21 protein-coding genes are annotated in these 26,412 nt (G+C 71.6%); 9 read left to right on the plus strand and 12 right to left on the minus strand.

The window, feature by feature from the left end; translation table 11 throughout:
* Positions 1 to 133 precede the first annotated feature (133 nt).
* Both ABZS42_RS23725 and ABZS42_RS23730 read left to right on the plus strand, forming a co-directional pair.
* On the plus strand, positions 134 to 1,546 hold the full coding sequence (locus tag ABZS42_RS23725; RefSeq protein WP_355148676.1) for a hypothetical protein: 1,413 nt from the start codon (positions 134 to 136) through the stop codon (positions 1,544 to 1,546).
* Between the two features lie 122 nt (positions 1,547 to 1,668).
* Complete coding sequence (locus ABZS42_RS23730) at positions 1,669 to 2,973, plus strand: lipopolysaccharide biosynthesis protein (RefSeq protein ID WP_355148678.1); 1,305 nt, start codon at positions 1,669 to 1,671, stop codon at positions 2,971 to 2,973.
* A gap of 24 nt (positions 2,974 to 2,997) precedes the next feature.
* Here the strand turns inward: ABZS42_RS23730 and wecB (ABZS42_RS23735) are convergent, their stop codons facing one another.
* Together wecB (ABZS42_RS23735) and ABZS42_RS23740 are read right to left on the minus strand one after the other, a co-directional pair.
* Complete coding sequence (gene wecB / locus ABZS42_RS23735) at positions 2,998 to 4,074, minus strand: UDP-N-acetylglucosamine 2-epimerase (non-hydrolyzing) (RefSeq protein WP_355148680.1); 1,077 nt, start codon at positions 4,072 to 4,074, stop codon at positions 2,998 to 3,000.
* Positions 4,075 to 4,081: 7 nt separating this feature from the next.
* The gene (locus tag ABZS42_RS23740) at positions 4,082 to 5,287 is read right to left on the minus strand and encodes a glycosyltransferase (protein ID WP_355148682.1); all 1,206 of its coding nucleotides are present in this window, start codon (positions 5,285 to 5,287) and stop codon (positions 4,082 to 4,084) included.
* Positions 5,288 to 5,525: 238 nt separating this feature from the next.
* On the opposite strand from ABZS42_RS23740, the gene ABZS42_RS23745 reads away from it, so the two are divergent.
* The 4 genes from ABZS42_RS23745 to wecB (ABZS42_RS23760) are packed head-to-tail and all read left to right on the plus strand — an operon-like array spanning position 5,526 to position 10,043.
* Complete coding sequence (locus ABZS42_RS23745) at positions 5,526 to 6,566, plus strand: polysaccharide biosynthesis protein (protein WP_355148684.1); 1,041 nt, start codon at positions 5,526 to 5,528, stop codon at positions 6,564 to 6,566.
* A complete protein-coding gene (locus tag ABZS42_RS23750; RefSeq protein WP_355148686.1) occupies positions 6,560 to 7,687 on the plus strand; it encodes an NAD-dependent epimerase/dehydratase family protein in 1,128 nt (375 codons plus the stop codon). Before ABZS42_RS23745 ends, ABZS42_RS23750 begins: the two co-directional genes overlap by 7 nt.
* Positions 7,684 to 8,922 (plus strand): glycosyltransferase family 4 protein, encoded by a 1,239-nt coding sequence (locus tag ABZS42_RS23755; RefSeq protein WP_355148688.1) that lies wholly within the window; start codon positions 7,684 to 7,686, stop codon positions 8,920 to 8,922. The genes ABZS42_RS23750 and ABZS42_RS23755 overlap by 4 nt, the downstream gene beginning before the upstream one ends.
* Positions 8,919 to 10,043 carry a UDP-N-acetylglucosamine 2-epimerase (non-hydrolyzing) gene (gene wecB, locus ABZS42_RS23760; protein WP_355148689.1) on the plus strand — a complete coding sequence of 375 codons (1,125 nt, stop codon included), beginning with the start codon at positions 8,919 to 8,921 and terminating at the stop codon, positions 10,041 to 10,043. The genes ABZS42_RS23755 and wecB (ABZS42_RS23760) overlap by 4 nt, the downstream gene beginning before the upstream one ends.
* A gap of 214 nt (positions 10,044 to 10,257) precedes the next feature.
* On the opposite strand, the gene ABZS42_RS23765 is transcribed toward wecB (ABZS42_RS23760), so the two are convergent.
* The 6 genes from ABZS42_RS23765 to ABZS42_RS23790 form a co-directional block, all read right to left on the minus strand.
* Positions 10,258 to 12,132 (minus strand): nucleoside-diphosphate sugar epimerase/dehydratase, encoded by a 1,875-nt coding sequence (locus ABZS42_RS23765; protein ID WP_355148691.1) that lies wholly within the window; start codon positions 12,130 to 12,132, stop codon positions 10,258 to 10,260.
* 144 nt (positions 12,133 to 12,276) lie between these two features.
* Positions 12,277 to 12,921, minus strand: coding sequence for an acetyltransferase (locus tag ABZS42_RS23770; RefSeq protein WP_355148693.1), 645 nt, complete (start codon positions 12,919 to 12,921; stop codon positions 12,277 to 12,279).
* Positions 12,918 to 14,069 carry an aminotransferase class I/II-fold pyridoxal phosphate-dependent enzyme gene (locus ABZS42_RS23775; protein ID WP_355148695.1) on the minus strand — a complete coding sequence of 384 codons (1,152 nt, stop codon included), beginning with the start codon at positions 14,067 to 14,069 and terminating at the stop codon, positions 12,918 to 12,920. Before ABZS42_RS23775 ends, ABZS42_RS23770 begins: the two co-directional genes overlap by 4 nt.
* Positions 14,066 to 14,749, minus strand: coding sequence for a sugar transferase (locus tag ABZS42_RS23780; RefSeq protein ID WP_355148697.1), 684 nt, complete (start codon positions 14,747 to 14,749; stop codon positions 14,066 to 14,068). Before ABZS42_RS23780 ends, ABZS42_RS23775 begins: the two co-directional genes overlap by 4 nt.
* Before the next feature lie 244 nt (positions 14,750 to 14,993).
* On the minus strand, positions 14,994 to 15,431 hold the full coding sequence (locus ABZS42_RS23785) for a hypothetical protein (RefSeq protein ID WP_355148699.1): 438 nt from the start codon (positions 15,429 to 15,431) through the stop codon (positions 14,994 to 14,996).
* Positions 15,432 to 16,016: 585 nt separating this feature from the next.
* Positions 16,017 to 18,455, minus strand: coding sequence for a Tex family protein (locus ABZS42_RS23790; RefSeq protein WP_355148701.1), 2,439 nt, complete (start codon positions 18,453 to 18,455; stop codon positions 16,017 to 16,019).
* Positions 18,456 to 18,517: 62 nt separating this feature from the next.
* Between ABZS42_RS23790 and dgt the strand changes: the two genes are divergently transcribed.
* Positions 18,518 to 20,029, plus strand: a complete 1,512-nt coding sequence (gene dgt, locus ABZS42_RS23795; protein WP_355148703.1) for a dGTP triphosphohydrolase — start codon at positions 18,518 to 18,520, stop codon at positions 20,027 to 20,029.
* Here the strand turns inward: dgt and ABZS42_RS23800 are convergent, their stop codons facing one another.
* The 4 genes from ABZS42_RS23800 to ABZS42_RS23815 all read right to left on the minus strand — a co-directional run bounded on the left by ABZS42_RS23800 (position 20,030) and on the right by ABZS42_RS23815 (position 24,553).
* On the minus strand, positions 20,030 to 21,175 hold the full coding sequence (locus ABZS42_RS23800) for an MBL fold metallo-hydrolase (RefSeq protein WP_355148705.1): 1,146 nt from the start codon (positions 21,173 to 21,175) through the stop codon (positions 20,030 to 20,032). It abuts the gene before it with no gap.
* A gap of 134 nt (positions 21,176 to 21,309) precedes the next feature.
* Positions 21,310 to 22,341, minus strand: a complete 1,032-nt coding sequence (locus tag ABZS42_RS23805) for a serine hydrolase (protein ID WP_355148707.1) — start codon at positions 22,339 to 22,341, stop codon at positions 21,310 to 21,312.
* A gap of 86 nt (positions 22,342 to 22,427) precedes the next feature.
* Positions 22,428 to 23,372 (minus strand): SDR family NAD(P)-dependent oxidoreductase, encoded by a 945-nt coding sequence (locus ABZS42_RS23810; protein WP_355148709.1) that lies wholly within the window; start codon positions 23,370 to 23,372, stop codon positions 22,428 to 22,430.
* A complete protein-coding gene (locus ABZS42_RS23815; RefSeq protein WP_355148711.1) occupies positions 23,369 to 24,553 on the minus strand; it encodes a zinc-dependent alcohol dehydrogenase in 1,185 nt (394 codons plus the stop codon). Before ABZS42_RS23815 ends, ABZS42_RS23810 begins: the two co-directional genes overlap by 4 nt.
* Before the next feature lie 236 nt (positions 24,554 to 24,789).
* Between ABZS42_RS23815 and ABZS42_RS23820 the strand changes: the two genes are divergently transcribed.
* Together ABZS42_RS23820 and ABZS42_RS23825 are read left to right on the plus strand one after the other, a co-directional pair.
* Entirely contained in the window at positions 24,790 to 25,359 is a 570-nt protein-coding gene (locus ABZS42_RS23820) for a sigma-70 family RNA polymerase sigma factor (RefSeq protein WP_355148713.1), read from the plus strand.
* A gap of 14 nt (positions 25,360 to 25,373) precedes the next feature.
* Complete coding sequence (locus ABZS42_RS23825) at positions 25,374 to 26,339, plus strand: CU044_5270 family protein (protein ID WP_355148715.1); 966 nt, start codon at positions 25,374 to 25,376, stop codon at positions 26,337 to 26,339.
* Positions 26,340 to 26,412: the final 73 nt, after the last annotated feature.

Below are 26,412 nucleotides of genomic sequence, written 5' to 3' on the forward strand. Positions count from 1 at the left end.
GATCAGGTCGTCGAGGCAGGCGGATCATCCGGACGGGCGGCACTTTGCCGGCGGACGTCGGCGGGACGCAAACACCGTGACCTTACCGGGGGCCTCTCGTTGAGTCAAGGTCGGTGGAGAACGGGGGCCGAGAATGATTCTGCTTTTTTTGCCGGTCCTTGGATTGGCTGTTGTTCATTACTTCGTCGCAATTCGGCGGTACGGCATACTCTCGCCGGACGGGCTGTTCGTCGTGTGCCAGTTGCTGATGCTCTACGGCACGATTCGACTGATCAACCCGGCGTCCGACACCGAGGTCTTCTACGGCAGGCTCATGGCCGCTGCGATCGCGCTCTACATCGGCGCCAGTCTGGTCACCTACCTCTGGTTGAGGCACAGCGAGGCGCTGTCGGCGAAGCCGAGGGAGAGCTACTCGGCGTACCGGGTTTCGCTGGTGCCGCCGACAGCGGCGATCATGACCGTGGTCGTGATTTCGATCGTCGTGACGGCCGCCTACTTCAGCGCGGTCGGATACAGCGCCTTCATCGAAGGTCTGCGGGGCCAGCTCAACGGCGTACCGGCAGATATCGCCACGCTCCGCCTCGAGTCGTATGCCGGCAACGCCTACTTCTTTCCCGGCTACGTCAATCAGTTCAAGAACGTGATTCTGCCGTCACTGGCTCTCGTTCTGGTCGTCTGGTCGTTCAACCGCGGCGGGCTCCTCGCCCGAGCGGCTTCGATCGTGCTCGCCGCCGCCGCTCTCCTCGGGCTCGTGGCCACCGGTCAGCGCGGCGCGTTGGTGCTCTTCCTGCTGACCGCGATGGTCTACACGTTCCTGCACAACGGTCGGCGGCTGCCTCGAAAAGCCATGTTGGTGCCGCTGGGCCTCGGCCTACCACTCATGCTGCTGTCCACCTACGTGCTGGGGCGAAGCGCCGACAGCGCTGAGAGCCCGATACGGGCAGCTCTGAACGGTCTGCTCGCGCGGTTCGTGAACGACAACCAGGTGTCCGGGATTGCTGCCTTCAACTACACCGCAAGTAGTCCCGTCCGTCACGGGGCGGAGTGGCTCGAAGGGCTCGCCGGCATCCTGCCGGGCGACCGAGGCAGCACCCTGAGCGCGGAAGTTTTCTACACGATGTACGGGTCGACCCGTGGGACGTCGCCACCCTCGCTGTGGGGCTCGATCCACTACAACCTCGACACGATGGGCTTGATCCTCATCGCCGCGCTGCTCGGGGTGCTCCTTCAACTTCTGACTCAGCGGACCATGCGTGCTGCCAGTTACAACTCTCTGGAACTCGTGGGGTTCTCCGGGGTCACGGTCGTCCTCGGCACCTGGATGGCGGGCGGCCTCGAGACGCCGTTGAATGTCGGGTTGGTCGCCTATCTGGGCCTGTGGTATTGGGGTAGCCGGACCCGCTTGGGCCAGCGGCAGCTCAGCCGTCGTGCGAACGCGCCGACGAGGCGACCGCTGCCGAGGCCGGCATTCGCCGGAGCGGCAATGGGGCTCTCCTACGCACCCCGTCACTCGTCGCGGCCGCGGTACGGGACCTGGCACTCTTGACCGGATCGCTCCAGCAGGAGGAGACTTCCGCGCCTGGTCGCGCCCCGTTGCCCACGGGCAGGGCGCGTGTTGCCGCCCTATTCGCGGCGGTTCGCGGTCGGCTCGGCGACAGCCGCCGCGGAGTGCTGAGCATCGTCACCGGCAGCGCCGTTGGCCAACTGCTCCTGTTACTTGCCGCACCGCTGCTCGCGCGCATGTACAGTCCCTCGGACTTCGGCGTCTTCGCGGTGCTGTCCACGCTCGCGGCGATACTCGGGACGGTGGCCGCCGGCCGGTTCGAGCTGGCGGTGCCGCTCCCGGAGCGGGACCGCGACGCGCACGCCCTCGTGGCCCTTGGACTCGTCATGGCGCTCGGCACCGGATTGTTGGGTACGGTCGTCGTGGCGGCGGCGAGGGATGAGATCGCGGAACTCTTCAGCCAGCCCTCGCTCCGCTCCTGGCTCTGGTTGACGCCGTGGACGGCGGCCGCCATGGGCGCGGTCCTCGTGCTGAATCAGCTGGCCATCCGGTACCGACGGTACGGCGCGATCGGCCGACGCAACCTGCTCCAGTACGGCACCATGCTGGTCACACAGGTCAGCTTCGGTGCGGCCGGAGTACGGTCCGGCGGGATGGTGCTGGGACTGGCGGTCGGCCAGTGTGTCGGCGCACTCAGCCTGGCGCGCGGAGCGCGTCGACGAGCGGTGGGTGAGCCGATCACGACGCCCCGGCTCACCCTGTGGGAGACGGCGGTTCGCCACCGTCGCTTCCCACTCCTGCTGGCGCCGTCCGGGCTGCTGAACGTCGTCGGACTGCAACTGCCCGTCCTGCTCATCGCCTACCACTATGGCGCTGAGGTGGCGGGCTGGCTCGGCCTGACTCAGCGGATTCTGGCGATGCCGGCGGCGTTGCTCGGGATGGCGGTGGCTCAGGTCTACCTGGCGGAGCTGTCCCGCGCCGCGCGAGGCGGTGACGGGGAACGTCCGAGGTTGCTGTTCGTCAAGGCGAGCCGACAGCTCGCGGTGGCCGCTGCGGTGGGACTCCTGGCTCTGATCTTCGGCGCGCCGGCGGTGTTCTCGGCGCTGTTCGGCGACGAGTGGGTGAACAGTGGCCGTTACGCGCAGGCACTGGCGGTCTTCGTCGCGACGCAGCTCGTTGCCTCCCCTCTGTCGCAGACGCTCGTCGTCTTCGGGAGGCAGGGTCTGCAACTCGCTTGGGACGCGGGGCGCGTGGTGTTGGTGACGGGTGCGGCCGGCGCGGCAGCCTGGTCGGGTGCCTCGGCCCTGGCGGCGGTGTGGGCCTTCGGTGTGTCGGCGGCGATCTCCTACGTGGCCGGCTGGCTCCTGTCGCTCTGGGTAGTCACCAGGGGACAACCTTCGGCGTTGTCGGAGTCGTCCGGAACCGAGGCGCCGGCCTTCCACCGCTCTCGCGCGGGAACGACCACCTGACGTCGGGACGATGCCGCTCGCGCTTCACAGAAAGTCGACGATCACGTCGGCGATTCGACCGCCGGCCCGTCCGTCCCACAGCGGTGGTGTGACCGGCTCGGAGGGCCGCGGCGATTCCAGCGCGATGCGTACCTCCGCGGGAAGGTCGGCCCGCCCGACCAGCCGGTTCGTACCGTGCGAGATGGTCACCGGTCGTTCGGTGTCCGGCCGCAGGGTGAGACACGGGACACCGAGCACGGTGGTCTCCTCCTGCACCCCGCCGGAGTCGGTGATGACGGCTGCTGCGCCGCGGACCAGGCTGAGGAATTCCAGATAACCCAGAGGGTTCACGACCCGCACCTGCGGGTGGTCGAACATCCCAGCCGCCGCGAGGCTGGCGCGTCCGCGCGGGTGTACCGGCATGACGATCGGCAACTGGTCGGCCGCGGCGTGGAGCGCCTTGGTCAGCTCGGCGGCGTCGCCCGCATCGTCCACGTTGGCGGGGCGGTGCAGGGTCGCGACCAGGTAGCGCTCGGGTAGCCGGGCGGTGGCGCGGACCTGTGCCACGTCGAGCCGCTCCAGGTTGGCCAGCAGGGTGTCGATCATCGGATTGCCGACGAAGTGGATCCGGCTGGCGCTGACGCCCTCGGCGGCGAGATGGGCCACCGCGTCCGGGCTGGTGGCGAAGAGCAGGTCCGCGAGACGATCGGTCACGAGCCGATTGATCTCCTCGGGCATGGCGCGGTTGAAGCTGCGCAGCCCGGCCTCGACATGGGCGAAGGGGATCTCCAGCTTCGCGGCGACGAGCGCACCGGCCAGGGTCGAGTTGACGTCGCCGTAGACCACCAGGAGGCGGGGACGCTCGTGCAGCAGGAGGGCTTCGAGGCCGGTCATGATGGCGGCCGTCTGCACGGCGTGACTACCTGACCCCACGCCCAGATTGACGTCCGGTTCGGGAAGGTCGAGCTGCCGGAAGAAGACGTCCGACATCCGCTCGTCGTAGTGCTGTCCGGTGTGCACCAGCCGCTGCTCGACACCCCGCCGATCGAGCGCACGAATGACGGGCGCGGCCTTCGGGAAGTTCGGTCGAGCGCCGGTGACGTGTAGAACCTGGACCGACATCGCTCTCCTAGTTGTGGGTGGAGGTCTCGGCGCCGATCAGGCGCTTCTGCAGTGGCAAGGTCTCGATCTCCCAGATGAACTCGGTGCGGCCGACGTGGTGGCAGTGCTCGGCGCGCGACCGCACGGCTGCCAGGTCGGCAGCCAGGTCGACCAGCAGGTCCCGCAACGGGCCGACCTCGACCGGGCAGGTCCAGCCCAGCTGGTGGCGCTCGACCAGCGCGGTGTTCTCGGGAAGGTTCCCGGCGATCACCGGGCGGCCGGCCACCACGCATTCGAAGATCTTGTTGGAGAGCGAGTCGTTGGCCGCGTCGACGGCCTCGTAGAGCGCGGTGCCGACGTGCGCCCGTTGGTAGCAGCGGACCACCTCGTCGGGCGCGCAGGCACCTTCCAGGCGGACGTACGTCCCGGCCTCGGCGGCGTCGATCCGGTCGCGCAGCGACTGCCGGTACTGGGTGCCGGCCGGACCCGTGACGGTCAGCCGCACGGGCGCGCCGGCCGCCCGGGCGGCGACCACGGCGTCGATCAGCGCCTCGATCCCCCGCCCGGGGTAGAGGCTGCCGACGCAGGCGACCCGCAGCTCGTGGCCGCCCGGCGGGGGCGCGAAATCCGGTGCGAACGAGGCCATCGGTACGTTCCGCACCACCAGCACGTCCCTGACGCCGAGCTCGCGGAACCCGGCGGCGTGACTCTCACAGACCGCCACGACGGTGAAAGCGTGCCGGCGCGCGGCCCGCCGGACCATCCACGGTTCGACGCGGGAGAACCAGGTGGCCAGTGAACCCTTGGTACGGACGCCCCCGGGTCGTTCGCGGCTGCTGATGATCACCTGACTGGCCCAGCGTCGACGATGGGCGAGCCCGAGCCAGAAGAGTGCGCTATGACCCACGAGGATCGTCCGGGCAGGCGTGGCGAGGACCCGTCGACGAAGCCGCCAGAGCGCCGGTAGGTACCCCACCAGCAGGTTGCGAACCGAGGCGGTGAAGGTACGCCGGTCCTCGATCTCACGCACCGCCAGTTGCTCGACCTCGACACCGTCGATCACCGACAGCCCGGGGTGGTCGCTCATTCCGAGCCGGCCGACCCGGGAAAGGGTGATCGCGCTGACTTCACCCGGCCGGCCGGGCGCGACCGTACTTGCGATCTTGCGGGTCCGGGTCGAGTGGCGGAACGGCGCCAGATCGCAGAGCAACAAGCTACGGCTGATCGTCTCCATCTATGCCCTTCTGGTCAGGTCGAGGGAAGTGGCCGACTCGAAGTTCGTCGCGGGCGCGCAGTCCTTGGGACGGCGGCCGCCCGAGGCTCAACGAGGAAGGGCCGGGAGTGACACGCCTTGCGAATCGTCCCTGATTATCCGTTTCTCCGGGGCCGGGTGGCTCGTTGCCGGGATTGTGATTGCTGCCCGGTCCCAGTGGGCTCGGCCGCTGCCACCGTCTACGACGAACGGAGCTCGAGTGACTTCCACGACGACCAAACGCCGGGTGCTCATCACCGGTGGCACGGGTTCCTTCGGCCAGACCATGGTGCGTCGCCTCCTCGGCCGGGACGTGGGTGAGGTCCGGGTGTTCAGCCGGGACGAGGCCAAGCAGGACGCCATGCGCCGTGTGCTCAGCGACGAGCGGGTCCGCTACTACGTCGGCGACGTGCGTGACTACGACTCGGTGCTGCGCGCGAGCCGGGGCATCGACTACGTCTTCCACGCGGCCGCGCTCAAACAGGTGCCGTCCTGTGAGTTCTTCCCGCTGGAGGCGGTCCGGACCAACGTGCTGGGCAGCGCCAACGTCATCGAGGCGGCCGAGCGCAACGGCGTCGGTTCGGTCGTGGTGCTCAGCACCGACAAGGCCGTCCACCCGGTCAACGCGATGGGCATGAGCAAGGCGATGATGGAGAAGGTCGCCCAGGCGCACGCACGGAACAACCCGAACAGCGCCACCACCGTCTCCTGCGTCCGGTACGGCAACGTCATGTACTCGCGCGGCTCCGTGATCCCGCTCTTCATCGAGCAGATCAAGGCGGGCCGCGCGCCCACGGTCACCGATCCCGGTATGACCCGGTTCCTGATGTCCTTGGCCGACTCGGTGGAGCTGGTCGAGCACGCCTTCGCGCACGCCCGGCCGGGCGACATCTTCATCCGCAAGGCGGTCGCCTGCACCGTCGGCGACCTGGCGGAGGCGCTCTGCCAGCTCTTCGACGTGCCCGCCAAGTTCGACACGATCGGCGTACGCCACGGCGAGAAGCTGGACGAGACGCTGGCCAGCCGGGAGGAGCTGATCCGCGCCGAGGACTTCGGCGAGTACTTCCGGGTGCCGCTGGACGCCCGGGACCTGAACTACGCGCTCTACGTCTCCGAGGGCGATCTTGGTGGCGGGCCGGTCGAGGAGTTCAACTCGTCGAACGCGCCCCGGCTCGGCGTACCGGAGATCATCGAGTTGCTGAAGTCGCTTCCCGAGGTCCGCGCGGAGCTGGCGCTGCGGGATCCGGTGCTGGCGTGCTGAGGCTCGCGATCACCGGGGCCGGCGGCTTCCTGGGCTGGCACGTACGGGTGCTGGCGCACGCGCTGGGCTGGCCGGAACCGACAGTGATCACCCGCGCCGACCTCGTCGACCCGGCGAGCGTCGCGGCCAAGGTGACCGGTGTCGACCGGGTGCTGCACGTGGCCGGGGTGAACCGGGGGGAGCCCGCCGACGTGGCGGCCGGCAACGTGCAGCTCGCCGCCCAGCTCGCCGAGGGGCTGCGGCACGCGGCCGTCCCGCCTGGATCGGTGGTCTTCGCCAACTCGGTGCAGGCCGGCAACGGCACCCCGTACGGCGACTCGAAGGCCACCGCCGCCGGCATCCTCGCCGACACCGGCCTGCCCTTCGACGACGTTCTCCTGCCGAACCTCTACGGCGAGCACGGTCGGCCGTTCTACAACTCGGCCGTGGCGACGTTCTGCCGGCTGCTCGCCGACGGCGGGCAGCCGGAGGTGCACGCCGACCGTGAGCTGAGCCTCGTGCACGTCACCGACGCGGCCGCCCGGCTCGCCGGGGTGCCGGCCGGCGGGTCGTGGGACCCGGACCTGCCGCCGCTGCGGATCGGCGTACGCGACCTGGCCGACCGGCTCGCGGCGATGGCCGGGACCTACCGCACCGGGGAGATCCCGTGCCTGTCGGACCGGCACGACGTGCGGTTGTTCAACACGTACCGGTCGCACTGCTTCCCGGCCCACTACCCGATCCCGCTGCCCCGCCGATCCGACGCTCGCGGCAACCTCGTGGAGACCGTCAAGGTGCACGGCGGCTCGGGACAGACCTTCTGTTCCACCACCCGCCCGGGCGTGACCCGGGGGGAGCACTTCCACCTGGCGAAGGTGGAGCGGTTCGTGGTGCTGCACGGCTCGGCCGAGATCAGCCTGCGGCGCGTGGGCGACACCGAGGTGCTGCGGTTCCCGGTCAGCGGTGACGACCCGGTGCTCGTCGACATGCCGACGATGTGGGCGCACAAGCTGGTGAACACCGGTTCCGGCGAACTGCTCACCCAGTTCTGGACCAACGAGCTCTTCGACCCGGACCGGCCGGACACCTGGGCGGAGCCGGTCGAGCAGTCACGGACTGCGCCCGTGGCGGTGGGTGCGTGAAGGTTGGCCTGATCAGCCAGTGGTACCCGCCGGAGGGGGTGTTCATCCCCGGGAACCTGGCCCAGCGGCTCGCCGAGCGCGGCCACCAGGTGCGGGTGCTCACCACCTTCCCCAGCTACCCGTACGGGCGGGTCTTCCCCGGCTGGCGACAACGCTGGCGGCACCGCGACTCCGACGGCGCGGTGGAGGTTCGCAGGGTTCCCGCCTACCCGAGCCATGACACGTCCGCCGTACGCAGGGCCATGAGTGGCCTCTCCTTCGGCGCAAGCAGCGCGGTCGCCGGGCTGCGGTGGCTCTCCGGCGTCGACGTCACGTACGTCTACCACCCGCCGCCGACCTCGATCGCCGCGGCGGCCCTGCTCCGGGTCACCCGACGGACCCCGGTCGTGCTGCACGTGCAGGACCTGTGGCCCGAGTCGGTGATGCAGTCCGGCATGGCACCCGCCGGCCCGGGTGGACGCGCGCTGGAGCGGGGGGTCGGCGGGTTGATGCGCCGGACGTACCGGCTGGCCGACACCGTCGTGGCGATCTCACCGACGATGGCGGAGCAGGTGGTGGCGCGTGGCGCCGACCCGGCCAAGGTGCGGGTGGTCTGGAATTGGACCGACGACACGCTCTTCCGCCCCGTTCCGGCCACGGACGAGGCCCGCGCGGTGCTCGGCCACCGCGGGCGCTGCACGGTGATGTTCGCCGGCAACCTCGGCCTGCTCCAGGGCCTCGAGACAGCGATCCGCGCAGCCGCCGCGGTGCGGGACCGGGTGGACCTGGTGCTGGTCGGCTCGGGTGCCGACGAGGAGCGCGCCCGCCGGCTCGCGGCCGACCTCGGCGCCGACAACGTACGCTTCGTCGGCCGTCGCCCCGCTGCGGAGATGGCTGACCTGTACGCCGCCGCGGACTGGCAGCTGATCTGCCTGCGCGACGTACCCGCCCTGCGAGCCGCCGTTCCGTCGAAGTTGCAGGCGGCGCTGGCCTGCGGCGTGCCGGTGATCGGCTCGGTGGGCGGTGACACCGCCGCGCTGATCCGGTCGACAGACGTCGGCCTCGTCTGCCCGCCGGAGGACTGGCGGGCGCTCGCCGAACGGTTCAGCCAGGCGGCGGAGATGCCTGCCGCCGTACGCCAGGAGCTGAGCCGCCGGGCCCGGCAGGTCTACCGGGAGCGGATGTCACTGCGGGTGGGCATCGACCAGTTCGAGGACATTCTGACCAAGGCGGCAGCACAGGGAGGACGGGCATGACCCGGATCATGACGGTGGTCGGTACCCGCCCGGAGATCATCAGACTGTCCCGGGTGATCGCCCGGCTCGACGACACGGTCGACCACGTCCTGGTGCACACCGGACAGAACTGGGACAGCAGTCTCTCCGACGTCTTCTTCACCGAACTGCGGCTGCGTGAGCCGGACCGGTTCCTGCGGGTCGACACGTCCTCGCTCGGTCGGGTGCTCGGTGGGGTGCTCATCGGGGTGGAGGCGGCAGTCGCCGAGTACCGGCCGGACGCGCTGCTGGTGCTCGGCGACACCAACAGCTGCATCGCCGCGCTGATGGCGCGCCGGATGCGGGTGCCCGTCTACCACATGGAGGCCGGCAACCGCTGCTTCGACCTGAACGTGCCCGAGGAGACCAACCGCCGGTTGGTCGACCACGTCGCCGACTTCAACCTGGTCTACACGGAGCACGCCCGCCGCAACCTGCTCGCCGAGGGGCTGCACCCGCGGCGGATCCTGCTCACCGGCTCGCCCATGCGCGAGGTGCTGGAGCACTACCGGGCGGACATCGCCGGCTCGACGATCCTGCGCCAGCTCGAACTGGAACCCGGTCGCTACTTCGTGGTCAGCGCACACCGCGAGGAGAACGTCGACTCGCCGGCCCGGCTCCAACGGCTGCTGGACTGCCTCCGCGCCGTTCACCACCGCTGGGGTCATCCGGTGCTGGTCTCCACGCATCCGCGTACGCGCAAGCGGCTGGAGGCGCTGGCGCCCGACGCCGGCGCGCTGGAGGGCATCGCCTTCCACGAGCCCTTCGGCCTGATCGACTACGTGCACCTTCAGACCCGGGCGTTCTGCACCCTGTCGGACAGCGGGACGATCAGCGAGGAGGCCGCGATCCTCGGCTTCCCCGCGGTCACGCTCCGGGAGTCGATCGAACGGCCCGAGGCGCTCGACGCCGGCGGCATCATCATGACCGGGCTGGACCCGGAAGGGGTGGTGGAGGCGGTGCAGGTGACCGTGGACCAGGTCGCCGCGCAGGGGGTGCCCTGCCCGGCCGACTACCGGATCCCCGACACGTCCCGTCGCGTGGTCGACTTCATCCTCTCCACCGTCCGTCGGCACCACGACTGGGCGGGCATCCGCCGCTGATCCAACCGCGCCCGCCGGCCTGACCCACGCGAATCTTGGACAGTTGCCGTTCCACCCGGACGGCAACTGTCCAAGATTTTTTCAAGGAGGCTGTCGCCCTGCGGCCGGGCCCGGAACCGTGGGGTCGGGTGACAGCTTCCGGCGGACCGGCCGAAACGCCGGCCCCGGGGGCGGCGGGTATGCCGGCCCCGGGGCCAAAAGGGAGAAGCCGTTCTCAGCGCGACGACAGCCGGATGTCGAGCGGTCCGTCCACCACCGGGCCGATCGGCTGGGCGGAGAGGAGCGCGAGCTGCTCGATCACCTTCGTCGGCTCGGCGTACGGGTCGAGCCCGCTGACGTCCATCGGGTCCAGCGCCGGCACGGCCACGTGCGACACCAGCGGATGGAACGGCCGGGCGTCGAACTCGCCGGTGCCGAGCAGATCCTCGTGCAGCTTCTCGCCGGGGCGCAACCCGGTGTAGACGATCGGCACCGAGCTGGCCGCCTGTTCGGCCATCTGGCGGGCCAGGTCGGCGATGCGGACCGGCTCACCCATGTCCAGGACCAGGGCCTCCCCGTCCCGCCCGATCTCGGCGGCCTGGAGCACCAGGTGCACGGCCTCCTGCACGGTCATCAGGTAGCGGGTCACCTCGGGGTGGGTGACGGTCAGCGGCTTCCCGGCCTCGATCTGCCGCTGGAACGCGGTCACCACGGAGCCGCGGCTGCTCAGCACGTTGCCGAAGCGGACGCTGAGGAACGTCCCCGGGAACCGGGACGCCGCGTGCGCGGTGAGTCGTTCGGTGATCCGCTTCGAGTAGCCGAGCACGCTGATCGGGTCGGCCGCCTTGTCCGTGGAGATGTTCACGAACTTCGCCACGTCCTGGCATGCGTCCAACACGGACAGGGTGCCCCAGACGTTGGTCATGACCGCCTCGCCGGGGTGGCGCTGGAGCAGCGTGAGGTGCTTGAGCGCAGCCGCGTGGAAGATGATCTCGGGTCGGCGCTCCCGGATGATCCGGCGGATGCCCTCGTCGTCGCGCAGGTCGGCGAGGATCAGCTCCGGCCCGTCCAGCATCGCCTTCCCGGACAGCGACATCTGGAGGCTGTGCAGGGCGGACTCGTCGCGGTCCAGCATCATCAGCTCGCCCGGGTCGGCCTTCATCACCTGGCGGCAGAGCTCCGAGCCGATCGATCCGCCGGCGCCGGTGACCAGGATCCGGCGTCCGGTCAGGCTGTTCGTGGTCAGCGGAAGGTCGCCGACCACCTGGCGGCGGCCGAGCAGGTCGCTGATCTGCACGTCGCGTACGTCGGTGACGGTGATCCGGTGGTCGACGAGGTCCCGTACCGGGGGGAGCACCTTGAACGACGCGCCGGTCTGGAGGGTGGCCTCGCGGATCTCGCGGATCAGCGCGGCGTCGGCGTTGGCCACCGAGAAGATGACGGAGCTGGCCCCGGTACGCCGGACCGCCGTCGCGATCTCCTGCCGGCCGCCCAGCACGCGTACCCCGCCGACCCGCAGGTCACGCTTGTCCGGGTCGTCGTCGAGCGCGCCGACCGGCAGGTAGCGACCGCGCGGGTCGCTCAACATGGCGCGCAGCAGTCCCTGTCCGGCGTCGCCCATGCCGAACAGCAGCACCGGTGTCGAGGAACGGACGTCCGGTCGCATGGCGAGGTCACGGCGGTGCCGGTAGACGAACCGCGCGCCCAGCATGAACAGCAGAGCCAGCGCGCCACCGACCAGCGGGGTGCTCGCCGGCACGGGCCGGTCCGTGGACGGCAGGAGGCCGAGCAGCACGATCCCCGCGGTCGTGATGGTGGTGCCGGCGACGCCCTGCACCTCCTGGAGGCTGCCCAGTGGGTGCCGACCGGAGTAGAGCCGGCGCAGGGCCGCCACCGCCACGTACATGACGGCGGCTCCCACGCCGATGACGGTTGCGCGGCTGAGCTGGCCGGGTGGGAGTTGGAATTCGTACCGCGTCCAGACGGCCGCGATGAAGCCCCCCACCCACGCGGTGGTGTCGGTGGCGAGGAAACCCGCGGTGCGCCGCCGAGCCATGCTTCGGCGCGACCGCTGGTCCGTGCGTTCGATGCTCGCTGCTTGTTGCGGCATGTAGTGGCTCCTGTCCAGTTTCCCGACTGCTCCCACTGCACGGCAGAAGGATTTCCTACCTTGTGTCCTTGTTACATGCCGTCAGTGATTGTTTGGGCGTTTTCACGATTGCCGGGCCCATCGTCGAACCGATTCGGCTGTCGGTCAGCGGGCCGGTACGCCCTTCACGACCACCTGGTCGGGCACGTCCCGCACCACGCAGGCACCCGCCCCGACGGTGCTGTCCCGACCGATGCGCAGCCCCTGCAACACCGCGGCCGTGGTGCCGATCAGTACGCCCTCCGCCAGGTGACAGTCACCCGACACGGCGGCGAGCGGGTTCACCGACACGTAGTCGGCGAAGGTGCAGTCGTGACCGACGGTGACGTTCTGGTTGAGATGCACATGCCTGCCGAAGGTGACGTTGGTGGTCACCCGGGCGCCCGGGAAAGCCACGAAACCGGGTCCCCATCGAGCGTCGGAGCCGATGGTGGCGTCCGGGTGGACGAGGCTCGCGGCAGGTATGCCGTACCTGTCGATCCGTCTGCCGACGGTGCGCCGGACTCGTGGGTCGCCGATACCGATGACGTGGTGCAGCTCGCCAGGTGCGTCACGCAGCCGGTCGATCGGGCCGAGATATGGCACGTCGAGGCGTTGCAGGCGCTTCAGGTTCACCTCACCGGGCTGGTCGTCGACGACGCCCACCAGCTGCCACAGTGGGCGCCCGGCCGCCTCGTTGACCGCCTGGACAATGGTGGTCACCTCCCGGCCGTGCCCACCGCAGCCCACTACCACCAGCCCGAACGTCACGCGGACGACCGTCCCGTACTGGCGGCAAGGAACTCGTCGATCGCGGCGAACACCCGGGCGACCTGCGGCTCGCTCAGGGCGCTGCCGCTGGGCAGGGTGAGCCCGTCGGCGAACAGCCGCTCCGACGCCCCGCTCAGCAGGCTCTCCGCGCCGACATGGACCGGCTGCAGGTGCATCGGCTTCCACACCGGCCGGGTCTCGATGTCCCGCCGGGCCAGGTGGGCGGCCAGGTCCGCCGCGCGCCAGCCGGAGCGCTCCGGATCGACTGTGATGACGGTGAGCCAGCAGTTCGATTCGGCGTCCTCGGCACCGAGCAGTCGTACCCCGGGGACCGGGGCGAACAGCTTGGCGTACCGGTCGCGCAGTTGCCGGCGCCGCCCGATCATCGCTTCCAGCCGGACCAGTTGGGCCCGGCCGAGCGCGGCGAGGAGGTTGCTGAGCCGGTAGTTGTAGCCGGTCTCCCGGTGTTCGTAGTACGGCGTCGGCTCTCGGGCCTGGGTGGAGAGGTGCCGTGCCCGCGCGAGCAGTGTGGTGTCGTCGGAGACGAGCATCCCGCCGCCGGAGGTGGTCATGATCTTGTTGCCGTTGAAGGAGATCGCACCGACCTGTCCGAACGAGCCGGCCGACTTGCCCCGGTGGGCGGCGCCGAGCGCTTCCGCGGCGTCCTCGACCAGCGGGACGCCGGCCTCAGCACAGAGCGGCTCCAGCGCGGTGTAGTCGGCGCAGCTGCCGAACATGTCCACCGGGACGACTGCGCCCACCCGCTCACCTCGCGCGCGCAGTCGGCGCAGCAGGTCGGCGACGAGACCTACGTCCACGTTGCCGGTCTGCGCGTCGCAGTCCACGAATACCGGGCGAGCTCCGACGTACCGCACCGCGTTGGCGGTGGCGATGAAGGTCAGGGTGGGCACGACGACCACGTCGCCGGGACCGACCCCGACGCCGAGCAGGGCCAGATGCAGGGCTGCCGTGCCCGAGCTGACCGCGACGGCGCCGGCCGTGCCGGCCCGCGCGGCGACCTCTGCCTCGAACGCCTCCAACGCCGGTCCCGCGGGCGCCACCCAACCCGAACGCAGCGCCTCGATCAGGTACGACTCTTCGAGTGGCCCGACATCGGGCGGCGAAAGGTGAACCTTCTGGCTCGTCATACCGCTGTCCGATCACGCGGGGCCGGCGTGGCCTGCGTACCGAGGAACTCGTGGGCGGTCGCGCTTCCCTCGGCGTTGATCCCGTCCCGGCGCAGCACGGTGACCACCGTCGCGGCGAGGATCGAGAGATCGAACCGGAGGCTGCGGTTGTCGACGTACCGCACGTCGAGGTCGAGCTTCTCGTCCCAGCCCAGGCCGTTGCGGCCGCGCACCTGCGCGAGCCCGGTGACGCCCGGCCGCACCTCGTGCCGGCGGGCCTGGTGAAGCGAGTAGCGCTCCAGGTACTCGGGGAGCAGCGGCCGGGGGCCGACGAGGCTCATCTCGCCGCGTAGCACGTTCCAGAGGGTGGGTAGCTCGTCCAGGCTGGTCGCGCGCAGCCAGCGACCCAGCGCGGTCAGCCGGTCGCCGTCCGCCACGCGGCCCTGCTCCGGCGCCGGCGGACGCATGGTCCGGAACTTCACCAGTACGAAGGGAGCACCGTCCCGGCCCGCCCGGGCCTGCCGGAACAGCACCGGCCGACCGAGCGAGGTGGCGACGAGCAGCGCCACCACCACCATCAGGGGTGCGGTGAGCACCAGTAGGACTACCGCGCCGACGACATCGATCAGCCGCTTGACGGGGTCGTACGGACTGCTGGGCGCGGGACGAGGGGGAGTGATCACGGTATGAGGCACGGGCACCGCGCGACCTCCAGAGGAGCATGTCGGAAAAAAGGGCCTAAATGATTCCAACAGGACAAGACCTCGTAACGAGGCTGAATCGTGAGAGTAAGGCTGTTACGCCCCATCAACCTTGAAAGTCCCCTGATGGACACGGCCGCCCGGTACCGCGGTCGCGGTCGCCCATGTTCGGTGGCCGGGCGGCCGCCATCGGCCGCCGAACGGGCGGAGCAGGTTCGCCCGTGAAACGAGGACGAGTCGTAGTTCAGGCGAGGGATTCGTCGCCGTCGGCGAGGCGTCGGGTGAGCAGGGTCCGCAGTGGGATCGACTCCCCGTCGCGCCCGCCCTCACCGACGATCAGCGGCGCCGGGCCGGGTTCGGGCTCGGCGCCGAGCAGCCGGGCCCGCAGGCCGCCCGGCACGGTCAGCAGGTGCCACCGCCCGTCGACGTCGACCGCCCGGGTGCGTGCCCGGTCCACGTACCAGCCGGTCAGCCGGGTCCGGTACCTGCTCCGGCCGTCGTAGGAGCGGGCGGTGAGCGGGGTGGGACGCAGACCTCGCCGCTTCGCCTCGGCCACGAACCAGGCCACGATCTCCGCGGCCTGCGCGTGCTCCGCCGCGCGCCGCCGGGTGTCGGCCTCCGCGTGGACCCGGGCCGCGCGCCGCTGCCGCTCCGCCCAGTCCAGGCCGTCGTCGCCACTCACACCGCGACGGTACGCCCCACCGCCGCGCGCCCGGCGTCCGTAGCGGTCCGACCCGACCGACCCGACCGGCCCGACCGGCCCGACCGACTGGTCCGACCGGTCCGACCGGCCTGACCCGACCGGCCGGTCCGGTCCACCGGCGGACTGTCCAGAATCCCGGGGCCGGGTGCCGGGTGCCGGGTGCCGGGTGCCGGGTGCCGGGTGCCGGGTGCCGGGCGTCGGGGTGCCTGGTGCCTGGTGCCGGGTGGTGGAGCTGGTCGGCCTGCGGCGGTGCCACGAACCGGGCGCTTTGGAACTGAGTCGTTTGCGTCATCGCCGCCCGATGCGGAAACGACATCAGCTCCACAGGATGCGAGTAGCACGTCCCCACACAGGGCTGTCGAGCTGGCCTCGTTCCGGGCGGCGGTGGTGCCCGCCGGGGATGTAGGGTCGCCGACCGCCCGCGCGAACGCACGGGACCTCGGCCGCCGAGCGGGGCGATGTCGTGCGAGACCCGCTCGACGGCCGTTCATCCGTCGGGCGCCGAAGGCCGCGCGAGGCGGCTGACTCAGGCGAGCCCGGCGTTGCGTCGCACCAGGCGCTGACTCACGCGAGCCCGGCGCGGCGCAGCGCCTCGGCCATGGCGTCGTTGGCCGGCATCGCACCGCCGCGACCCTGCCGCGCGCCACCCCGATCGCCCTGCCCGCCGCCACGGGCACCGCCGCCCTGCCCGCCGCGACCGCCACCGTCACCCCGACCGCCGTCACCCCGACCGCCGCCACCGCGACCGGCGGCCTCGCCACGGCCCGCACCGCCACGGTCACCGCGCGCCGGGCCCCGCCGGTCCGGGTCGGCGCCGGGCTCGTCGTCGAGACGCAGCGTCAGCGAGATCCGCTTGCGCGGCACGTCGATGTCGAGCACCTTCACCTTGACCACGTCGCCGGACTTGACCACCTCGCGCGGGTCCTTCACGAAGGTGCGGGACATCGCCGACACGTGTACGAGACCGTCCTGGTGCACGCCGACGTCGACGAACGCCCCGAAGGCGGCCACGTTGGTGACCACGCCTTCGAGGATCATGCCGGGCTGCAGGTCACCGATCTTCTCCACGCCCTCGGCGAAGGCGGCCGTGCGGAACTCGGGCCGCGGGTCCCGGCCCGGCTTCTCCAGCTCGGAGAGGATGTCGGTGACCGTGGGGAGGCCGAACGTGTCGTCGACGAAGTCCGTGGCGGTCAGCCCGCGTAGGATCGCCGACTTCCCGATCAACGACCGCACGTCCTGCCCGGTCCGGGCCAGGATCCGGCGCACCACCGGGTATGCCTCCGGGTGCACGCTGGAGGCGTCCAGCGGGTCGTCGCCGTCGGGGATACGCAGGAAGCCCGCGCACTGCTCGAACGCCTTCGGGCCGAGCCGCGGCACCTTCTTCAGGTCGGCCCGGGTGCGGAACGGGCCGTTGGCGTCCCGGTGCAGGACGATGTTCTCGGCCAGCCCCGCACCGATGCCCGACACCCGGGTCAGCAGCGGCGCCGACGCCGTGTTGACGTCCACCCCGACCGCGTTCACGCAGTCCTCCACGACCGCGTCCAACGACCGGGAGAGCTTCACCTCGGAGAGGTCGTGCTGGTACTGGCCGACACCGATCGAGCGTGGGTCGATCTTCACGAGTTCGGCGAGGGGATCCTGGAGACGCCGGGCGATGGAGACCGCGCCGCGCAGCGAGACGTCCAGCCCGGGCAGTTCCTGGGCCGCGTACGCGGACGCGGAGTACACCGACGCGCCGGCCTCGGAGACCACCACCTTGGTGAGCTTGAGCTGCGGGTGCAGCTTGATGAGGTCGCCGGCCAGCTTGTCCGTCTCCCGAGAGGCGGTGCCGTTGCCGATCGCGATCAGCTCCACCCCGTGTGCCCCGGCGAGCCGGGCGAGGGTCTCGATCGAGGCGTCCCACTGTCGGCGCGGCTCGTGCGGGTAGATGGTGTCGGTGGCGACCACCTTGCCGGTGGCGTCCAGGACGGCGACCTTCACACCCGTACGCAGGCCGGGGTCGAGGCCCATGGTCGGGCGCGCCCCGGCGGGGGCGGCGAGGAGCAGGTCACGCAGGTTGGTGGCGAAGACGCGCACGGCCTCCTCCTCGGCGGCCTGCCACAGCCGCATCCGCAGATCCGCGCCGAGGTGGATGAGGATCCGGGTACGCCACGCCCAGCGCACCGTGTCGGCCAGCCACTTGTCGCCCGCGCGGCCGGCGTCGCTGATGCCGAATCGGCCGGCGATCGCGGCCTCGTACCGGGTCGGGCCGCTGAGCACGGTGCCGGAGTCGCCCTCCGGCTCCGGGTCCATGGTCAGGTCGAGCACGCCTTCCTTCTCGCCCCGGAACATCGCGAGGATCCGGTGCGAGGGCAACGTCGGGTACCCCTCGGCGAAGTCGAAGTAGTCGGCGAACTTCGCCCCCGCCGACTCCTGCCCGTCGCGTACCCGGGACACCAGCCGCCCCCGCGACCACATCTGCTCACGCAGCGTGCCGATGAGGTCGGCGTCCTCGGCGAAACGCTCGATGAGGATGGCCCGTGCGCCGTCCAGCGCGGCGGCGGCGTCGGCGACCCCCCGGTCCGCGTCGACGTAGCCGGCCGCCGTGGCCTTCGGGTCCTGCGTCGGGTCGGTCAGCAGCGCGTCGGCGAGCGGCTCCAGGCCGGCCTCGCGGGCGATCTGCGCCCGGGTGCGCCGCTTCGGCTTGTACGGCAGGTAGATGTCCTCCAGCCGGGACTTCGAGTCCGCCGCCATGATCTGCGCTTCGAGGGCCTCGTCCAGCTTGCCCTGGCTGCGGATCGACTCCAGCACCGCCGCCCGCCGCTCGTCCAACTCGCGCAGGTAGCGCAGCCGCTCCTCGAGCGTGCGCAGCTGGGTGTCGTCGAGCAGGCCGGTGGCCTCCTTGCGGTAGCGGGCGATGAACGGCACGGTGGCTCCGCCGTCGAGCAGCTCCACGGCTGCCCGGACCTGGCGCTCGGCCACGCCGAGCTCCTCGGCGATCCGCTGATGAACAGAGAGGGTCACGATCTCGATCCGCCTTCGCGAGTGGTTTCCGCCCAGCATTCTGCCGGGATAGCGTGGCGATCATGGAACCACCTGTTGAGCCGCGTGTCCGGCGGCTCTTCGGCGGCAGCGCCCGGGCCCTCGGGGACCTCGCCACCAGCCCGTTCCGGGCCGACCGGGACCGGATCGTGGGCTCGCCGTTCTTCGCCCGGCTCGGCGGAGTCACTCAGGTGATCAGCCCGGTCGGCTCCGGGTTGCTGGTGCACAACCGGCTCACCCACAGCCTCAAGGTCGCGCAGGTCGCCCGGGCGATCGCCGAGCGGCTCACCGCCGACGAGCGCCGCCGGGACCTGCTCGACAAGCTCGGCGGCTGCGACCCGGACGTGGTGGAGGCCGCCGCCCTCGCCCACGACCTCGGCCACCCGCCGTTCGGGCACCTGGGGGAGCGGGTGCTCGACCGGCTGGCGCGGCACCGCCTTGGCCTGGCCGACGGATTCGAGGGCAACGCCCAGTCGTACCGGATCGTCACCAGCACCGAGATCCGCGGCGCGGCCACCACCGGGCTCGACCTCACCGCGGCCGTGCGGGCCGCGATGCTGAAGTACCCGTGGACCCGGCTCGACCACCCGGATCCGCACCCACGGCTGATGGACCCGCCGCCACGCGGGGCCACCCCGCCGCCGGACGATCCGGACAGCGGCTCGGCGAAGTTCGGCGCGTACCGGACCGAGATCGACGACCTGCGGCAGGCCCGGGAACCGTTCGTGGGCAGGATCCCGGACTGGCAGCAGACCGTCGAGGCATCCGTGATGGACACCGCCGACGACATCGCGTACGCCATCCACGACGTCGAGGACTTCTACCGCGTCGGCGTGCTCCAGCAGGGGGCGGTCTCCGCCGAGCTGATGGCCTGGCAGCGGGAGGCCGGGCACCTGCGGGCGATCACCGACGCGGCGTTGGCCGCGGCGGCCCGCCGCCCCGGTGCGGCGATCGAGCGGCTGCGCCGGCAGCTGCACCGCAAGGACGCCTGGGTGACCGACGACGACGCCTTCGCCGCGGCGGTCGAGCACGTCCGGGAGGAGCTGGTGGACGGACTGCTGGCCATGCCGTTCGACGGCTCGATCGAGGCCGAGCAGTACGTGGCCCGCTTCTCCGCCCGCTGGTCGACCCGGTTCGTCGAGGCGATCATCGTGACCGACCAGCCGTCGGTGCGCTCCGGGTACGTGTTGCTCGACTGCGCGCAGTGGCACGAGGTGCAGGTGCTCAAGTTCGTCCACCACCGGTTCGTGCTGGCCCGCCCCGACCTGGCCCTGCACCAGCGCGGGCAGGCCCGGCTGCTGGGCACCCTCGTGGAGGCGCTGTGGGAGTGGTTGCTCGACCCGGAGGAGGAGTCCCGCCTGCCGCGGCGGCTGCACGATCTCGTGGAGCTGGCCGAGGCGGAGCTGCACCCGCGAACCCACGACCGGATCGGCCGGGCCCGCGGCCGGGCGATCATCGACTTCGTCGCGCAACTCACCGACGGTCAGGCGGTGGCGATGCTGGACGCGCTCTCCGGCCGGTCCGGAGCGCTCTGGACCGACGCGTTCGTGCTCTGATCAGGCGACCGCCTGCCACCAGCCGTCGACCGGCGGCGGGTCGTCCACCACCACCCGCTCACCCGGGCGGGGCACCGCCAGCCGGATGTCGCGGGCCTTCGCCTCCGACCAGAGCCGGTCCACCGGCTCGGCCCAGTCGTGCAGGGCGAGGTTGAACGTGGCCCAGTGCACCGGGATGAACAGGCCGCCACGCAGGTCGAGGTGGGCCTCCACCGCCTCCTCCGGGTACATGTGGATGTTCGGCCAACCCTGGTCGTACGCGCCGATCTGCATCAGCGTGACGTCGAAGGGGCCGTGCTCGGCGCCGATGGCGGCGTAGCCGGCGAAGTAGCCGGAGTCGCCGGTGTAGAAGACCCTACGCTGCGCACCGGCGATCACCCACGAGCTCCAGAGCGTGCCGTCGCGGCGCAGCCCCCGCCCGGAGAAGTGTTGGGCGGCGGTGGCGGTGAGCGTCAGATCGCCCACCCGGTGGCTCTCCGACCAGTCCAGTTCGACGATCCGCTCCGCCGGCACCCCCCACCGGTCGAGGTGCGCGCCGACCCCGAGCGGCACCAGGAACGGCGCGTCCTGGCCGGCCAGCAGCCCCCGTACGGTGGGCAGGTCGAGGTGGTCGTAGTGGTCGTGGGAGATCAGGATCGCGTCCAGCGCGGGAAGTTCGTCGAGACGTACCGGCGGCTCGTGCAGCCGACGCGGGCCGATCACCGTCGACGGAGAGCAGCGCTCGCTCCAGACCGGATCGAGCAGCACCCGTCGGCCCTCGATCTCGATCAGCGCGGAGGCGTGGCCGTACCAGATCACGTTGAGTTCCCGCCCCGCCTGCGGGTTGGGCGGGGCGGCCGGTCGCAGCAGCGGCACGGCGGCGCTCGGCCGGCGCTTCTGCTTGCCGAAGAGGAACTCCCAGATCAGGTTGCGCGCCGGCTCGGCGGCCGTCGAGCGGGCCTCCGACGGGTTGCGGAAGGCGCCGTCGCGGAACTGCGGGGACCGCGCCGCCCGCTCGGCCCGCGCGCCGGTCAGCCGACCGCCCAGCGACAGCGGCACGTCCCAGGCCGTCCAGGCGAGCCCGGCCAGCGCCGCCACGCCGGCCAGCCGGCCCAGCCGCCGGCTGAGGAAGCGATCGAGTTCCTTTCGTTGCGCCCCGCCGCGCATGCCCGCTCCTTCCGGCGCCTCCGCACTACACGGTAGTCATCGGGTGCGTCCGAGCTCACCTGAAACAGTCACCTGGCGCCGCCACGCCACCGGAACCGGGGAACGTCCGGTGGCGCGACGCCGGTCGGCTGCGGTCAACCGCCGTTGCTCGGCCGCCGGGGGCTCGGGCTGTGCCGCCGGCCCGAGCCGCTGAGGCGGGCGGTGGCGTTCATCAGGATCCGGCCGAGCCGGGCGCGGGCCTGCACGGCGGGGTGGGTGGCGCCGAAGTCGTCGGCGTCGGCCTGGCCGTCGGCGAACAGCGCGTACGTCAGCACCGCGGCACCGGCCGGGTCGAAGATGACGCCCGCCTCGTGCCGTGCGGTGCCGAACCAGCCCGCCTTGGTGGCGACGCGGGCCCGCTCCTGCGAGGACATGACGCGCCGGATCCCGTCGGTGAAGGCGATGGGGGAGCGCAACACGTTGAACAGGAAAGCCGTGGACGACGGCGAGATCACCGTGCCGGCCACGTGCGCGCGCAGCAGGTCGTGGGTCTCCCGCGGGGTGCTGGTGCCGAGGAAGAACCGGTTCGGGTTGGCCACCGGTTCGACCTGGGTGTTCGGGAAGCCCTTGGCGACCAGGATGCTGTTCAACTCGGCGGCGGGGCAGACCAGACCGCAGAGCCGGACGGCGGTGTCGTCGGAGACGGTCAGCAGGGCCGTGAGGGCGTGCCCGAGGGTGACCGAACTGGGGTAGGCGTTGTCGAGGCTGAAGATTCCGTCTCCGCCCGGCACCACGATCTCGGCGGTCACCTCCAGCCGCTGGTCCAGTGCGAGCAGGCCCCGGTCCACCTTGTCGAGCACCGCTGTGGCCACCGCGATCTTGTTGACGCTGTACGCCTCGAGCCGCTGGTCGGGAGCGTCCGCCACGGCCACCACCGGCGCGCCGCCGGCGGCGCCGGCCACGCTGATGTACGCCTGCCAGTTGCCGCCGGCCCGCGCCGTCTCCCGTTCGTACGCCTCCGCCACCCGGGCGGCGACCCGCTCCGGGGAGCCGGCGGCCTCCGCGGTGCGGCCCGGCTCCGGGTCGCCGCTCGTGGCGGACGCCGGCCCGGCCGTGCCCAGTACCGTGCCGGCGGTGGCCACCGTGCCGAGCCCGAGCGCGGTCCTGCGGTTAACCCTGATAGTCAATCGTCTCTCCCGTCGTGGTGCACCGGAGTGATCCCCGGCCCACCACACTAGGCGAATCGATCGACGAGCGTGATCCCGGCTACCGCTCACCGCGCCCGTCGCAGGACGCGCGCACCTATCGTCGCGGGCAGCGTGGTGGCGGTGCGCAGGACGTGACCGAGGCCGGGCAGCCAGCCGCCGCGTACCGTCTCGCTGCCCGGATCCGGGGCGAAGACCACCCCGTCGTGCGCGGCCACCGGTTCGTTGGCCAGGCCGAGCCGCCGCATCAGCGGCCCCACCAGTACGTCGTACAGGCCGGGCAGGCAGGTGAAGCCGACCCGCATCAACGGGTTGAGCCGGCCGACCGACACCTCCCGGCGGGGTCGTTCGACGCACTCGACGATGGCCCGGGCGGTTCGCTCCGGCGTGGCGATCGGCGGCGGTGGCCGGCCCACCAGGCCGAGGTGGTTCGCTGCCCGCTGGTAGATGGGGGTGTCCACACTGCCGGGGCTGACCAGGCAGACGTGGATGGCGGGGGCGTCGCGCACCTCCTGCTGGAGCGAGCGGACCAGGCCGGTCAGCCCCCACTTCGCGGCCACATAGCAGCTCATGTACGGCGCGGTGATGTGCCCCAGCACCGACCCGGTGAGGATCAACGTGCCCGAACCGGTGGACCGGAAGTGCCGCAGCGCCACCCGGGCCGCCTCCGCGGCCGCCAGCAGGTCGGTCCGGATCACCTGGTCGAAGATCCGTCCCGGCAGCAGCTCGAAGCGCCCGTACGCGGTGACCGCCGCGGTGTGCGTCCAGACGTCGATGCGGCCGAACCGGTCGACGGCCGCGGCCGCGAGCGCCTCCAGAGCGCCGGGCGCGGTTATGTCGGTCGGCACGACGAGCACCTCCGCGCCCTCGGCGGCGCACTCCGCGCGTACCTCTTCGAGGGTCTGCGGGGCGCGGGCGGCGAGCACCAGCCGGTCGCCGCGCCGGGCGAACTCCCGGGCGGCCGCCCGGCCGATCCCGCTGCTGGCGCCGACGGCCACCACGACCCGGCTCACGGTTCGAGCACGACCTTCACGCAGCCGTCCCGCTTGGACTGGAACAGCCCGTACGCCTCCGGGGCCCGCTGCAACGGCATCCGGTGGGTACGCAGGTCCGTCACGCCGAGCGGATCGTCGTCACCGCTGAGCAGCGGCATGATCTCGTCGACCCAGCGGCGTACGTGGCACTGGCCCATCCGCAGCTGCACGCCCCGGTCGAACATCTCCATCAGCGGCATCGGGTCCAGTTCGCCGCCGTAGACGCCGGAGAGCGAGACGGTGCCGCCGCGACGGACGGACTTCAGCGCGGCGTGCAGCACGCTGAGCCGGTCCACGCCCACCCGGTCGGTCATCGCCTGGGCCAGCCGGTCGGGGAGCAGACCGGCGGCGGCCTGGGCGAGCTTGCCGGTAGAGGAGCCGTGTGCCTCCATGCCGACCGCGTCTATCACCGCGTCCGGGCCGCGCCCGTCCACCAGGTCGATCAGCGTGCCCGGCACGTCGTCGATGTCGCGTACGTCGAGCACCTCCACGCCGTGCCGGCGGGCCAGCTCCAGCCGTTCCGGCACCAGGTCGAGGCCGATCACCCGGCCGGCGCCGAGGTGCCGGCCGATCCGGGCGCAGAACTGCCCGACCGGGCCGAGCCCGAAGACGGCGAGCGTTCCACCGGGCGGCGTGTCGGCGTACTTCACCGCCTGCCAGGCGGTCGGCAGGATGTCGGAGAGGTAGAGCCAGCGTTCGTCCGGGCCGGTCTCGGGGACGGTGATCGGGCCGAACTCGGCGTGCGGCACCCGCAGGTACTCGGCCTGGCCGCCGGGCACCGAGCCGTAGAGGCAGGTGTAGCCGAACAGTGCGGCGCCCTTGCCCTCGGAGCGGACCTGGGTGGTCTCGCACTGCGCGTACAGCTGGCGCCGGCACATCCAGCAGGTGCCGCAGGCGATGTTGAAGGGCACCACCACCCGGTCGCCCGGTTTGAGCCGGGTCACGCCGTCGCCGACCTCCTCGACGATGCCCATCGGTTCGTGCCCGAGCACGTCGCCCGGCTTCAGGTACGGCCCGAGCACCTCGTAGAGGTGCAGGTCCGAGCCGCAGATCGCGGTCGACGTGATCCGGACGATCGCGTCGGTCGGCTCCTCGATCCGCGGGTCGGGCACCTCCTCCACCCGTACGTCCCGTCTGCCCTGCCAGGTCAGTGCCTTCATGTCCGGTTCCCTCCGGGAGGTCTCCCCGCACTGCTACCCGGGTGCGGGGAGTTGAACCGGAAAGACGCGACCCGACGCCGACTTGATCGGTGGCCCGCCGGGTGTGCGGGAGCAACCGGCGACGGCGGCACGGCGTGCCATCATCCGTCGTTCGTCGGGTTGTCGCGCCGGATCCGGTAACAGCCGTGCTCCGCCGTACGAAGAAGAGGTGTAACGGCTACCAGAGAGGACGGCCTGTGCATGACCCTGACCCAGCGGAGGGTGACGTCTCCCGCATCGCAGTCGATCCAGTGGCCTTCGAGGCCTTTTACCGCCGGCACGTGGCGGAGGTCGGCCGATTCGTGGCGCGGCGGGTGGACGACCCGCACCTCGCCGCCGACCTGACCGCCGACGTGTTCCTCGCGGTGATCGAGTCGGCGGGCGGCTACCGGCCGGACCGGGGCAGCCAGATCGGCTGGCTGTTCGGGGTGGCCCGCAACGTCGTCGCCGACGAGCGGCGCCGGGCGGCCCGACGGCTGCGGGTGACCGGCCGCATGGCCGGACGACGCGACCTGGACGCCGACGACCTCGCCCGTATCGAGGAGCGGATCGACGCCGAGTCGGCGGCCCGCCGCACCCATCGGGCGCTGAGCGAGCTGCCCGAGGAGACCCGGGCGCTGGTCGAACTCGTCGCCGTGGACGGCCTCACCGTGGCGGAGGCGGCGACCGTGCTCGGATTGTCGCCGGTCGCCGCCCGGGTCCGGCTGCATCGGGCCCGTCGCCTCGTCCGGGCCGTGCTCGCCCGCCCGGCCACCACGCTCGCATGAACGGAGATGACGTCATGACCAGGACAGAAGAGGCGCCGCACGGTTTCGAGGAGCAGCTCCTCGCGGATCTGAAGGCGCATGTCGTCCGGCGGGGCGAGACGGTTCCGGCGGCTCGTCGGGTCGGACACCGCACGCGGTTCCTACGCGGTTGGCGCCTCGCCGGCGCGTTGGGGCTGGCGGTCGCGCTGACCGCCGGCGCTCTGGCGGTCCAGACGATGGGGGTGGGTGAGCGGCCGCCGCCCACGGCCAGCGCGGCGGAGATCTTCCGGCTGGCGGCCGACGCCGCCCGGCAACAGCCCGAACTCACCGCCCGCCCCGAGCAGTACGTCTTCACCGAGGAGCTGGCGACGATCCGGGACCTGCCGGACAGCGGCCCGTATCGCACCAATCGGGTGCAGAGATGGGAGTCGGCCGGGGGGCTCGCGCACGTGCAGGCACGGTACCGGCCGGAGAACGAGCCGAACGGGTGGGGCGAGTTGAGGGTGCTGCGCCCGCGCGATCCCACGGATCCCACCAAGGAACTCGACGAGCTTCCGTCGCCCGCGTACCACGGCGATCTGCCGACCGACCCCGACGAGCTGCTCCGATACCTGCGGGAGCACCCGGTCGACCTGCACCTGCCGGAAGCGGCCGACGAGGAGGCCGTGTACGGCAGCGAGAGCATGGCGTACACGACGGCGCGGTCGATGCTCGACGGCTACGTGCCGCCGCGAGCGCTGGCGGCGATCTTCGAGCTGCTGGCGCGGGAGCCCGGTGCGGTCGTCATCTCGGACGACGTGGTGGACGCCGCGGGCCGGCACGGGGTGGCGATCCGGATGCCCGGCGTGATCGGCGGCAACCACGATCTCATCTTCGACCGGGAGACCCACGTCTACCTCGGTTACCGGGGGTCGGTGGTGCGCGGCGGCAAGGAGTCGCTGCACGCGGCGGCCGCGCGGCTCCGGGTCGCGATCGTCGACCGGCCGGGCCAGCTGCCCTGACCGGTGGTGACTGCCCCGGCGGTCGGCGCCGACGGGGGCCGGGGAACCGATCGGGGGGGGGCGCGGCCCCCGC

The organism is Micromonospora sp. NPDC005367 (assembly GCF_040606825.1).
Taxonomy (GTDB): Bacteria; Actinomycetota; Actinomycetes; order Mycobacteriales; family Micromonosporaceae; genus Micromonospora.

Excerpts from the sequence above, each read along its gene's own strand:
- ABZS42_RS23725 (WP_355148676.1), top strand. The coding sequence starts at position 134 with ATGATTCTGCTTTTTTTGCCGGTCCTTGGATTGGCTGTTGTTCATTAC.
- wecB (WP_355148680.1), bottom strand. The coding sequence starts at position 4,074 with ATGTCGGTCCAGGTTCTACACGTCACCGGCGCTCGACCGAACTTCCCG.
- ABZS42_RS23740 (WP_355148682.1), bottom strand. The coding sequence starts at position 5,287 with ATGGAGACGATCAGCCGTAGCTTGTTGCTCTGCGATCTGGCGCCGTTC.
- wecB (WP_355148689.1), top strand. The coding sequence starts at position 8,919 with ATGACCCGGATCATGACGGTGGTCGGTACCCGCCCGGAGATCATCAGA.
- ABZS42_RS23765 (WP_355148691.1), bottom strand. The coding sequence starts at position 12,132 with ATGCCGCAACAAGCAGCGAGCATCGAACGCACGGACCAGCGGTCGCGC.
- ABZS42_RS23775 (WP_355148695.1), bottom strand. The coding sequence starts at position 14,069 with ATGACGAGCCAGAAGGTTCACCTTTCGCCGCCCGATGTCGGGCCACTC.
- dgt (WP_355148703.1), top strand. The coding sequence starts at position 18,518 with ATGGAACCACCTGTTGAGCCGCGTGTCCGGCGGCTCTTCGGCGGCAGC.
- ABZS42_RS23800 (WP_355148705.1), bottom strand. The coding sequence starts at position 21,175 with ATGCGCGGCGGGGCGCAACGAAAGGAACTCGATCGCTTCCTCAGCCGG.
- ABZS42_RS23815 (WP_355148711.1), bottom strand. The coding sequence starts at position 24,553 with ATGAAGGCACTGACCTGGCAGGGCAGACGGGACGTACGGGTGGAGGAG.
- ABZS42_RS23825 (WP_355148715.1), top strand. The coding sequence starts at position 25,374 with ATGACCAGGACAGAAGAGGCGCCGCACGGTTTCGAGGAGCAGCTCCTC.